Origin of the sequence: Crenobacter intestini, from assembly GCF_004919095.1 — a bacterium.
GTDB lineage: Bacteria > Pseudomonadota > Gammaproteobacteria > Burkholderiales > Chromobacteriaceae > Craterilacuibacter > Craterilacuibacter intestini.
In genome coordinates, this window is the sequence record NZ_STGJ01000013.1 from 88,722 (window position 1) to 100,067 (window position 11,346).

An 11,346-nucleotide genomic window follows, 5' to 3' on the forward strand; every position below is an offset into this window, starting at 1 on the left:
GGGCGTGGTGCGCGGCGGGAGCGGTCGGACAGCTTTCCGGCCGTTTGTCCACATTTTTATCCACAGCCCGGCGGCGGCAACGGGCAGGATGCCGGCTACACTCTTGCTATCAGTTGCCCGCAGAAAGTCCAGCCATGGTTTCGCCCAGCATGTCCCGCGTCGACCTGGTCGCCGCCTGCCGCATCGTGCTGGCCGTGCTGCTGACCGAGGCGTGCGGCTACCTGTCTGGCAGTTTCATCCCGTACGCGAGTGCCAGCGTCGGCAGCCTGTGGGCCGCGGCCTCGGCGATCGTCGTGCTCTCCGCCAGCGCGACCGAGGCGCATACCGCCGCGGCCAAGCGGGTGCTGGGCACCTTGGTCGGCGCGCTGGTCGGCTGGGCCTACCTGCAGTTCTTCCCGGAGACCTGGTTCGGCACGGCGGCGTGCGTGTTCCTGACCGTCGTCGTCAGCCAGTATTTCGCCGTGCCGGACAACGGCCGGCTCGGCTGCGTGACGGTGCTGGTCGTGCTGGTGGTCTCGTCGCTGCATCCGGGGATTCCGCCGTTCACCAATGCCGCGCTGCGCTTTGTCGAGGCGGCGGTCGGCTCCGGCGTGGCCCTGCTGGTCGCCACGCTGTGGTCCTACAAGGCGCAGGGGAAGTGAGGCAAGGCCTGGGCGATGCACAGAGTTGTCCACAGCTTGGGGGCCTGCCTGCCGCTAGGGTCCGTCAGGCCAGTTTCCGGAATATGAGGAGGAGCGGATGGCCGCGCTGATGCCCGCCAGACTCGACTGGAAAGCCGCTTTACGCATCATGCTGGGGGTGGCGCTGGCCAACGGCGGCGGCAATTTGCTGGGCAGTTTGATACCAAATGCATCACCGGCGACCGGCGGGATGTGGGCGTCCATCTCGGGCATCGTCGTGCTGCAGGCGACGCACGGGGAGGCCGGCAGCGCGGCGTTCAAGCGCGTGCTGGGCACGCTGATCGGCGCCGTGCTCAGTTGGCTCTACCTCGAATTTTTCCCGGTGGCGTGGCCCGGCGTGCTCGTCTGCGTGTTCCTGACCGTGCTGGTCTGCCAGGGACTGCGCGTTCCCGATAACGGCCGGCTCGGCTGCATCACGGTGCTGGTGGTGCTGGTGGTCGCCGAGCTTCACCCCAGCCTGCCGGCGCTCGCCAACGCCGGCCTGCGCTTTGACGAGTCCACTTTAGGCTCGCTGGTCGCCCTGCTGGTCGCCTGGCTGTGGCCGTATCCGGCCGGCCACTGACACGACGGCTACGCCCGCTGCGCTAGAATCGGCGTTTTGTCCCGTCGTGCCCGCAGCCATGCCTTTTTCCATCCCCGCCCAGCCTGCCGGCGCCGCCTGCCTGTTTGCACTTTGCCTGATCGCCCGCGCGGCGACGCACGCCGAGGTGCTGGCGTTCGGCCGGCGCCTCGACCCCCTGCTCGACGAAGAAGCGGTCGAGGCCGCGCTGGCTGAGCTGTCGCGGGACGCGTGTGTCGCGCCGGCAGACGGCGGGCGCTGGGTGGTGGCACCCGACGCTCTGGCACCGGCCTGGCGTGCCCTGCTCGACGGCTACGCCGGCGAGCGGCTGCGCGACGCGCTCTTCGCGTTCTGGCAGCTGGAGCGCAGCCGCGCGCCGCGCTTTGCCAGCGAGGCGGCCGCGCTCAGCGTGATCCGCCTGCTGCTGTGGCAGGGTACGAACCAGGCGCGCCTGACGGCATGGCGCGACGCGTGCGGCGGCAGCATCCTGTGGTCGCGTGTGCTCGAGCGCGCCGGGCTTGGCGTGGTCGACGCCGACCTGTTCGCGCGCCTGGCGCCGGAGTGGGCCGCGGCGCTCGGCCGGCGCGCGCTCGAGCGCCTGCTCGCGGGCGACGCGGCGATGCGGCCGTTGCTTGTTACCGTCGAAGACAGGCTGGCGGCCGGCGAGGGGGATGCCCGGCTCGCATCGCTGCTCGCGCAGGCGTGGCTGTTCGCGGGCGAGCACGACAGGCTGGCGGAGATGCTGGCGCGCCCGCCGCTGGCCGGTAGCGCCGACGTGCCTGCGCTGGGCGCGGCGCTTGCCTTTGCCCGCGGCGATTTTTCAGCTGCCGCGGCGGGCTTCGACGTCGCCCAGCGTGACGCGGCCCTGCCCGAGGCGCTCGCCTGGCTGCAGCCGCTCGCGCTGATGGCGGCAGGCGACGCCACGTCGTGCGCCGCCGCGCTCGCGCTATGCGGCCGCCACGGACGCTCGCACGGCGAGGACAGCCGCTGGGGCATCATCGCGACCGCGCTCAAGGCGCGTGCCGGCCGGCTGGACGCCGACGCGGCCGGGCTGCCGTTGCAGGGCACGCCGCACCACGCCGACGCCGACGACCTGCTGCGCCTGATGATGCGGGCGTGGCTGGGGCCGCGCGAAGGGCGCCCGTCCCTGCAGCCGGCCGACGCGCCGGCCCTGGCGGCGCTGCACGACAGGCTGGCCGGCTGCGGCTTCGGCTGGCTGCAGGCCCAGTACGACGCGGCGCTGGCCCGGCTGATGGGCGAGCCCGGTACGCCGGCCTTCTTTGCCGCCGTCCGTGCGCAGGGCTGGCGCGAACAGCTGGACGAGCTCTCCGCGCTATTCAGCGCAGGGCCGGTCCGCAACCGCCTGCGCTGGCGGCTGGACGTCGGCGACGACGGTGCGGTGCGCGCGATCGAGCCCTGGCAGCAGCGCTTTGGCGCGCGCGGCTGGGGGACGGCACGCCCGGTGGCGCTGGCTACGCTCGCCGCCGACGCGACGCTTGCCGACGCCGACGCGCGGGTCGCGCGGGCGATCAGGCCGGGGCCGGGGCGCGGCTGGCAACTCGACTTGACGCTCGCGCTGCCGGCGCTGGTCGGCCATCCGGGCGTCGAGTGGGCCGATGCGCCCGGCGTCGCCGTCGAGCTGGCCTTGCGGGCGCCGCAACTGATCGTCTCGCGCACCGAGGCGGGCTGGACCCTGCAGGTCGACCCGCCGCTGCGCGCGGCGGCCCTGTCGGGCAGTCCGGAACGTGAGCAGGACGCGCTGGCCGCCCTGACGGTGCGCCGCGAGTCCGCCTCGCGCGCGGTGCTGGTGTGGCTGGACGAGGCGCAGCAGCGTGCGGCGCGGCTGCTCGGCGCGCTGCCCGCCATCCCGCCGGCCGGCGCCGAGCCGCTGTCGGCGACGCTCTCTGTGCTGGCCAGCCATTTCACCGTGGTCGGCGAGCTGCCGGCGCGTGGCGCCGCACCAACCGAGGCGGCTGCCAGGCAGCTGCGCGCCGAGCTGATGTTCGACGGTGAAACGCTTGAGTTGCGGCTGGTCGCCGCGCCGGCTGGCGTCGACGGGCCGCGGCTGGTACCCGGCCACGGTGGCGCGATGCTGGCGCTGCGCGACGGCGAAGTGCGGCGCACGCTGCGCCGCGACCTCGCCGCCGAACGCGCCGCGCTCGCCGCCATCGTCGACGCGTGCGGCCTCGAGCGGCGTGGCGCCAGCAAGCCGCAGGCGTGGACGATACGGGGTTGCGACGCCGCGCTCGCGTTGATCGAGCGGCTCTCTGCCCTGCCCTCTGCGCCGCTGCTTGACTGGCCGCGCGGGCGGGCGGTGCGTATCGACGCCGTGGCCGCACCCGCCTTGCGGGTGCGCGGCCAGGGCGGACAGGACTGGCTGTCGCTGGAGGGCGAGCTCGAACTCGACGAGGAGCGGGTGCTGGCGCTAATCGACCTGCTCGAGAAGCTGCGCCGCCACGGCAGCCGCTTCATCGAGCTGGACGAAGGCCGTTACCTCGCGCTGACCGACAGCCTGCGCGACGCGCTGGTGCAGCTCGCGCTGCTCTCCGAGCCGGCGGCCGGCGGCGTGCGCGTGCCGGCGGCGGCGGTGGGCTGCCTGTCGGGGCTCGGTGACGCCGCGCTGGAGGTAGACGCCGCGTTGGGCGAACGGCTGGCGCGCTTGCAGCGCCCGGCGGACACGGCATGCGAGCCGCCGGCCGGGTTGTGTGCGCAACTACGCGACTACCAGACAACCGGCTACCGCTGGATGATGCGGCTCGCCCAGAGCGGGCTGGGCGCCTGCCTCGCCGACGACATGGGGTTGGGCAAGACGCTGCAGTCGATCGCGGTGCTGCTCGCGCGTGCCGAAGGCGGCGCCGCGCTGGTGGTCGCGCCGACCTCGCTGCTGGGCAACTGGGCGCAGGAGATCGCCCGCTTCGCGCCGGCCTTGCGGGTGGCCAGCTACGGCGACGCGGCCGACCGTGCCGGCCTGCTGGCCGGCGCGGGGGCCGGCGACGTGCTGCTGGTGTCGTACACCCTGTTCGCCGACGCGTCCGGCGCCTTTGCCGCGCGCGGCTGGCATACGCTGGTGGTCGACGAGGCGCAGGCGATCAAGAACCCGCAGTCGGCGCGCAGCCGCGCGGTCTACGCGCAAGACGCGGCGTTCAGGCTGGTGTTGTCGGGGACGCCGGTGGAGAACCGGCTGATGGAATTGTGGGCGATCATGCACGCGTGCAACCCCGGCCTGCTCGGCAGCGAGGAGCAGTTCGCCCGCCGCTTCGCGCAGCCGATCGAACGCGAAGGGCGTGCCGACGCGCTGGACGCCTTGCGCGCGCTGATCGCGCCCTTCGTGCTGCGCCGCTGCAAGGAAGAGGTGCTGACCGAGCTGCCGCCGCGCACCGAGCTGCTGCTGCCGGTGCGCGCGTCGCGTGAGGAGGCCCAGTGGTACGAGGCGCTCAGGCGCAAGGCGCTGGCCGACGCCGAGGAGAGCGCTGCCAGCGACGCAAGCGGCAAGGCACGCATGAACGTGCTCGCGCAGCTGACCCGGCTGCGCCGCGCCGCATGCGATCCGCGGCTGGTACAGCCGGACATCCGGTTGGCCGGTGCCAAGGTGATCGCCTTCGCCGAACTGGCCGGCGCGCTGGTCGAGGGCGGGCACAAGGTGCTGGTGTTCAGCCAGTTCGTCGACTTTATCGGGCTCTTGCGCGAGCCGCTCGACCGCGCCGGCATCCGCTGCCTGCAACTGGACGGCAGCACGCCGGTCGCCGAGCGCAACCGGCTGGTCGCGGCGTTCCAGCGCGGCGAAGGCGACGTGTTCCTGATCAGCCTCAAGGCTGGCGGTTTCGGCCTGAACCTGACCGCCGCCGACTACGTGGTGATCGCCGACCCGTGGTGGAACCCGGCCGCCGAAGACCAGGCGAGCGCGCGCGCGCACCGCATGGGGCAGCAAAGACCGGTCACCGTCTACCGGCTGGTCAACGAAGGTTCGCTCGAGCCGCGCATCCTGCGCATGCACGAGGACAAGCGCGCGCTGGCCGACGCGGTGCTTTCAGGCGCTCAACCCCTGTCGCCGCCGACGGCCGACGAGATGCTCGCGCTGATGCGCGGCTGAAGCACGGGGGCAGCCTTGGCGGCCTCGCGGATGAAGAAGCACAGCAGGAAGGCGAACTTGCCCAGTGCCGCGGCGAGGGCGGCGATGCTGAGCCAGGCGGTTTCGTCGGTGAACAATTGGGTGAAGGGTTCCATGGTGTCGCGCCTTGTCGTGGTTCCAGTGGCGTCCATAGTCGGCGCAGCGTCTTACGGCGGGCTTAAGCGGGCAAGGCCGGGATGTTAAGGAGTATTGCGGGCATTTTGACGACACTTGGCCCCGGCGGTAACCTTCCGTCATGACATGTGCCGGAAAGTGGACAAACAAGACGGGGCTGCCGGGCTTGCTGGGCGGGCTCTTGGCCTGCCTGCCGCTGCTGGCTGAGGCCAGGCCGCCGGTGGTGCTGATGACGCAGCAGCAGTCGCCGTACGTCGAAGTGAACGCCGACGGCGTGCCGGCGAGCGGGCTCGCGCTCGAGCGGGTGCGCTGCGCGTTCCGCCGGCTGGGGGTACCGCTGGAAGTGCGGCTGACCGCCTGGGCGCGTAGCCAGGCGATGGTCGAGCATGGCCAGGCGGACGGTTTTTTTCCGGCGTCGGCCAACGCCGAGCGCGACCGCTGGGCGACGCTTTCGGCGACCGTCGCGCCCCAGGAATGGCGCTGGTACCTGCCGGCCGGCAGCCTGCTCGACCCGGGGTCGGCCGAGTTCCGGCAGCACGCGCGGGTCACCGCCTACCACGGCTCGAACATGGCGCGCTGGTTGCAGGACAACGGCTACCAGTTGCTGGCCGACCCGCCGACGCACGACGAGTTGCTCGGCCTCTTGCTGCGCAAGCGGGTCGACGCCGTGCTCGGCAGCCAGCTGGCGATGGACGTGCAGGTGCGTGCCGCCGGCGCAGAACGGCGCGTCCGCTCGGTCCTGCTGCTCTCCCGCCCGCTGGGCGTCTATTTCGGGCACCGCTTCCTGGCCGGCGAGTCTCCCGACTTCTTGCAGCGTTTCAATACCCAGCTGGCGGCCTGTCAGCGCGGGCAGCCCTAGGGGCGGCGAATTCAGGATGTTTGACTAGACTGACCGTTGTCTGGCAGCCGGATGGGCTGCCCCTGTCAGGGAGAACATCATGAGCATTCGCAAGGTCGCCGCGGCGGTACTGGCCGCTTCCGTCCTGCTTTCGGCGTGCGCGAGCAACGGCATGTACGGCGGTGGCGGTTACGATACCCAGCAACTGCGTTTCGGGGTGATACAGTCGATCACCCCGGTCGAAATCCGCGACAGCGGCCATTACGGGATAGGCTCGGTAATCGGTACCGTCGCCGGCGGCCTGCTCGGCAGCCAGATCGGCGGCGGGACCGGCCGTGACGTCGGCGCATTGCTGGGCGCGCTCGGTGGCGGTTACCTCGGCAGCGAGGTCCAGCAGCGCGAGGCGCCGGCCCAGCCGCAGATGGCGCAGTACGTGATGGTGCGCATGCAGAACGGCGTCGGCGTCGGCGTGACCCAGCCGCCCAACCCGCAACTGTTCGTCGGCGAGAATGTCGTCGTGCAGGGCAGCGGTCCCGACGCGCGGGTGATTCCGCAGTAAGCGTCCCGCTGGGGGCGGCGTCCGCCGCCCCTGCCCTGTTCCCCGCTAGTTACGGGTCTTTCACCGTCAGCCACAGCCGCATGTCGAACTCGAGCTGGTGGTAGTCCGGTTCCATATGGCGGCACAACTGGTAGAACGCCTTGTCGTGCCCGCCTTCCTTCAGGTGTGCGAGCTCGTGCACCACGATCACCCGCAGGAACGCTTCGGGCGCGTCGCGGAACAGCGCGGCGACGCGGATCTCGTGCTTGCGCTGCAGGCGGCTGCCCTGCACGCGCGCAACGCGTGTCTGTAGCCCCAGCGTGCCGCGCACCAGGTCCAGCCGGTTGTCAAACAGTACCTTGGCAAGCGGCGGCGCTGTCTTCAGGTAGCGCTGGCGCAAGGCCTGCGCGTACTCGAACAGCGCCTTGTCGCTCTGCACCGCGTGGCGTCCCGGGTACTTGCGCGCGACAAGCTCGCCCAGCCTGCCCTCGGCCAGCAGCGCCTGCGCCTGCTGCAACAAAGGTTCCGGGTAGCCGGCCAGATATTTCAGCGTCGGGCTACCCGTCATTGTGGCAAGGCCGCCTTCACACCGACAACTCGACGATCTTCAGCGCAGGCTGGCCATCGGCCGCCGGGAAGTCCGCCTCGGGGACGATCCAGCGTGCCTCGCGCACTTCCCTGCCCGCCTTCAGTGCGCTGCGCTGCAGTTGTGCAAGCCACGCCTCGGCGTCGACTTCCGGCGCCGGGTTGCTGCAGATCAGCGTGCCGCCCTCGGCAGTCGCGAGCAGCGCCGGCTTGAACAGGGCCGGGTAGTCGTTCACCACGTCGACCACGCCGAACAGGTTCTTCGCGTAGCGCGGCGGGTCGAGGAAGACCAGGTCGAACTGGCGTGCTTCCACTTCCGGGAACTTGGGCATCCGCTTGCCGCGCACGAAGCGCGGCTGGCCGATGCCGGCGAACTGGCGCATCGCCGCGAACAAGTCGCTCACCATAAATCGCGGCCGGTGTGGCAGCGCGTTGAGTTTGGCGTTGCTGCGGCCGACCTTGATCGCGGCCTCGGACGCGTCGACGTTCAGCACGAACTCCGCACCCGCCCTGGCCGCCACCACGCCCACGCTGCAGGTGTGCGCGAACAGGCTGAGCACGGTCTTGCCCGGCGCGAGCGCCATCAGGCGACGACGGGCCGCCCGCATTGCCAGCGGCAGCTGCGGTGCGCGCTCCTCGTGGCGGCCCTGCACCATGTATTTGACGCCCATCTCGTGGACGACGCGCGGCAGTTCGGCCTGGGCAAGCTGTTCGCCGGACAGCGCGTTGCCGGCGCCCGGATGGCGGGCGCTGAAAGCGTTGTAGACGACGGCGTCCAGCTGCAGGCGTTCGCGGTACAGGCGGGCGATGCCCTCTTCTTCTTCCGCATCCAGCGGCGCGTCGAAGGTCTGCACCAGCACGAGTTCACCGAGGCGGTCGACGCTCAGGCCCGGCCGGCCTTCGGTGTCGCCGTCGAACAGGCGGTAGGCATCGGTGTTTTCCTCTGCGAGTTTCGCGCAAAGCGTGCTGCGTGCGTCGAGCGCGTTCGAGAGCAGCTCGGCCAGGGTGGCGGGCATGGGAGATCCTTGTCTGAATTCATCGATGAGATGCCGCATTGTACGTCTACCGCCGCGTTCCGGCGTGCCGGCCGGCAGTTTGCCAGTTTGTCATGCCGGGTTCATGATTAAGCCATTGATTTGTATGGAGGATGACCGCCATGTACCGCAAGCTGACTTTCTTTTCCCGCTTTGTCCCCGACATCCTCGCCGGCCGCAAGACGATCACCCTGCGCGACGAGGCCGAATCGTGGCCGCGTGTCGGCGAGACGCTGGACGTGCACACCTTCGAGGATGACCGCTGGTTTTGCCGCATCTGCGTGGAAGGCGTCCACCCGATCGCGCTGGATGCGCTGGACGACACGCTCGCCGGACAGGAAAACATGACGTTGGCGGAGCTGAAGGACGTGCTCGCCGGGATCTACCCCGGTCGCGACAAGTTCTGGCTGATCCGTTTTAAAGTGTGCGATACGGCCCATTCCTGAGCCTGAAATGCCTGTTTAGGTTTGAGGTATAAATATTGTTATCTATTTAACGAAATACGTAATAAAAAATTACGGAAAATCCCCCTGCTACGGCATGGGTGTGGCTGCCTTGTATTTGCCGGGCGGCGCCATATATAGATGAAGGCCACCGCGTCCGTGCGGCGGCCCTTACTTATCGGGAAACAACATGCAGCAGTTCGACGGAACCACCATCGTATCTGTCCGCCGCGGCGAGCGCGTAGCGCTGGGCGGCGACGGGCAGGTCACCCTCGGCAACATCGTCATCAAGTCCACCGCGCGCAAGGTGCGCCGCCTGTACCACGACAAGGTGCTGGCAGGTTTCGCCGGCGGTACCGCCGACGCGTTCACCCTGTTCGAGCGCTTCGAAGCCAAGCTGGAAAAACATCAGGGCCATCTGGTGCGCTCGGCGGTCGAACTGGCAAAAGACTGGCGGACCGACCGCATGCTGCGCCGCCTGGAGGCGATGCTGATCGTCGCCGACCGCGAAAGCACTCTGATCATTACCGGTAACGGTGACGTACTCGAACCCGAGCAAGGGATCGCCGCGATCGGCTCCGGCGGCGCCTTCGCCCAGTCGGCCGCGCGCGCGCTGTTCGAGAACACCGAGCTTGAGCCCGCCGTGGTGGTCAAGAAGTCGCTGGAGATCGCCGGCGACATCTGTATCTATACCAACCACAATCATTTGATCGAAACGCTGGATTGAACGCGATGAGCACGATGACCCCGCAGGAAATCGTCCACGAACTGGACAAGAACATCATCGGCCAGCACGCAGCCAAGCGTGCGGTCGCCATCGCCTTGCGCAACCGCTGGCGCCGCCAGCAGGTCGAAGAGCCGCTCAAGGGCGAGATCACGCCGAAGAACATCCTGATGATCGGGCCGACCGGCGTCGGCAAGACCGAGATCGCCCGCCGCCTCGCGCGCCTCGCCAACGCGCCTTTCATCAAGGTCGAGGCGACCAAGTTCACCGAGGTCGGCTACGTCGGCCGTGACGTCGACACCATCATCCGCGACCTCGTCGAAGTCGCACTCAAGGAAACCCGCGACGGCGCGATCCGCAAGAACCGCTACCGAGCCGAAGACGCCGCGGAAGACCGCATCCTCGACGTGTTGCTGCCGCAGCCGCGCCAGAACGCAGGTTTCTTTGCCGGCGAACCGGCGCCTGAACCGGCCAAGGCCGAGGAAAACGCGACCCGCCAGAAATTCCGCAAGATGCTGCGCGAGGGCAAGCTCGACGACAAGGAAATCGAGATCGACGTCGCGATGACGGCGCCGGCGATGAACATCATGGGCCCGCCGGGGATGGAAGACTTCACCAGCCAGCTGCAGACGATGTTCCAGGGGCTGGGTGCGGGCAAGAAGAAGGCCAGCAAGATGAGCGTCGCCGAGGCGCGCCGCCTGCTGATCGACGAGGAGGCCGCCAAGCTCGTCAATGAAGAGGAGCTGCGCACCGAGGCGCTCGCCAACGTCGAGCAGAACGGCATCGTGTTCCTCGACGAGATCGACAAGGTCACCAGCCGTTCCGAGGGCAACAGCGCCGACGTGTCGCGCGCCGGCGTCCAGCGCGACCTGCTGCCGCTGGTCGAGGGGACGACCGTCACCACCAAGTACGGCATGGTCAAGACCGACCATATCCTGTTCATCGCGTCGGGCGCGTTCCACCTGTCCAAGCCTTCTGACCTGATCCCGGAACTGCAGGGTCGCTTCCCGATCCGCGTCGAGCTGACCTCGCTGTCGGTCGACGACTTCAAGGCGATCCTTACCGGAACCGACGCCTGCTTGACCCGCCAGTACCAGGCTTTGCTCGAAACCGAAGGTGTCGAGCTCAAGTTTGCCGAGTCCGGCATCCAGCGGCTGGCCGAGATCGCCTGGCAGGTCAACGAGAAGACCGAGAACATCGGCGCCCGACGCCTTTATACGGTGATGGAGAAACTGCTCGAGGAAATCTCGTTCGACGCGAAGACCGGTCTCTGTGAAGTGGACGCCACCTACGTCGACACCAGGCTCGAGATGCTGTCGCAGCGCGAGGATCTTGCCCGGTACGTGCTCTAAGCCCGTTTTCACGGGGGAAACCTGTAAAAAGCCGCGGCCGACGCGGCTTTTTTGGTTTTATCCGGAGTACGGGAAGGTTTTCCGCCCGCAAAACGGGCGTGTATACGAGCGGGGGCGCTAGAAATTTTAGCCGCTAATTTTTATGCAATAAGGCAACATTTTGATATTTAATAGAAAAAATTCCGCATCGATGAAAAATTTGGGGAATGTGCGGTTTTTCTAAAAAAAGCGTTGACGCAGGCCGGCCGGAAACGTATAGTTCGCCTCCTCAGCTGACGACGCAAACGAAACGAAGTCAGCACTGCTCTTTAACAGAACGAACAACCGATAGGTGTGAGTGCTTGGCGAAG

11 protein-coding genes are annotated in these 11,346 nt (G+C 68.6%); 8 read left to right on the forward strand and 3 right to left on the reverse strand.

Features of this window, described 5'->3' with window-relative positions:
* Positions 1-134 precede the first annotated feature (134 nt).
* The 3 genes from E5K04_RS12240 (at position 135) to E5K04_RS12250 (ending at position 5,329) form a co-directional block, all read left to right on the forward strand.
* Positions 135-641, forward strand: a complete 507-nt coding sequence (locus tag E5K04_RS12240) for an FUSC family protein (RefSeq protein ID WP_136554488.1) — start codon at positions 135-137, stop codon at positions 639-641.
* Positions 642-738: 97 nt separating this feature from the next.
* Positions 739-1,242 (forward strand): FUSC family protein, encoded by a 504-nt coding sequence (locus E5K04_RS12245; RefSeq protein ID WP_136554490.1) that lies wholly within the window; start codon positions 739-741, stop codon positions 1,240-1,242.
* A gap of 58 nt (positions 1,243-1,300) precedes the next feature.
* A complete protein-coding gene (locus E5K04_RS12250) occupies positions 1,301-5,329 on the forward strand; it encodes a DEAD/DEAH box helicase (RefSeq protein ID WP_136554492.1) in 4,029 nt (1,342 codons plus the stop codon).
* Here the strand turns inward: E5K04_RS12250 and E5K04_RS12255 are convergent.
* Positions 5,275-5,463 (reverse strand): hypothetical protein, encoded by a 189-nt coding sequence (locus tag E5K04_RS12255; protein ID WP_136554494.1) that lies wholly within the window; start codon positions 5,461-5,463, stop codon positions 5,275-5,277. The two genes, E5K04_RS12250 and E5K04_RS12255, sit on opposite strands and share 55 nt — an antisense overlap.
* A gap of 140 nt (positions 5,464-5,603) precedes the next feature.
* Between E5K04_RS12255 and E5K04_RS12260 the strand changes: the two genes are divergently transcribed.
* A complete protein-coding gene (locus tag E5K04_RS12260) occupies positions 5,604-6,341 on the forward strand; it encodes a substrate-binding periplasmic protein (RefSeq protein ID WP_136554496.1) in 738 nt (245 codons plus the stop codon).
* Positions 6,342-6,420: 79 nt separating this feature from the next.
* Positions 6,421-6,879: an outer membrane lipoprotein gene (locus E5K04_RS12265; protein WP_136554497.1), complete on the forward strand. Its 459-nt coding sequence runs from the start codon at positions 6,421-6,423 to the stop codon at positions 6,877-6,879.
* 49 nt (positions 6,880-6,928) lie between these two features.
* Here E5K04_RS12265 and E5K04_RS12270 read toward each other — a convergent pair whose 3' ends face one another.
* Both E5K04_RS12270 and E5K04_RS12275 read right to left on the reverse strand, forming a co-directional pair.
* A complete protein-coding gene (locus E5K04_RS12270) occupies positions 6,929-7,426 on the reverse strand; it encodes a YgjP-like metallopeptidase domain-containing protein (RefSeq protein WP_136554499.1) in 498 nt (165 codons plus the stop codon).
* A 16-nt stretch (positions 7,427-7,442) separates the two neighbouring features.
* Positions 7,443-8,459: a class I SAM-dependent rRNA methyltransferase gene (locus tag E5K04_RS12275; protein WP_136554502.1), complete on the reverse strand. Its 1,017-nt coding sequence runs from the start codon at positions 8,457-8,459 to the stop codon at positions 7,443-7,445.
* Positions 8,460-8,599: 140 nt separating this feature from the next.
* On the opposite strand from E5K04_RS12275, the gene yqfB reads away from it, so the two are divergent.
* The 3 genes from yqfB (at position 8,600) to hslU (ending at position 10,996) form a co-directional block, all read left to right on the forward strand.
* A complete protein-coding gene (gene yqfB, locus E5K04_RS12280; protein ID WP_136554504.1) occupies positions 8,600-8,923 on the forward strand; it encodes a N(4)-acetylcytidine aminohydrolase in 324 nt (107 codons plus the stop codon).
* Positions 8,924-9,110: 187 nt separating this feature from the next.
* Complete coding sequence (gene hslV, locus E5K04_RS12285; RefSeq protein ID WP_136554507.1) at positions 9,111-9,647, forward strand: ATP-dependent protease subunit HslV; 537 nt, start codon at positions 9,111-9,113, stop codon at positions 9,645-9,647.
* 5 nt (positions 9,648-9,652) lie between these two features.
* Positions 9,653-10,996, forward strand: a complete 1,344-nt coding sequence (hslU, locus tag E5K04_RS12290) for an ATP-dependent protease ATPase subunit HslU (RefSeq protein ID WP_136554509.1) — start codon at positions 9,653-9,655, stop codon at positions 10,994-10,996.
* The last annotated feature ends 350 nt before the right edge of the window (positions 10,997-11,346 follow it).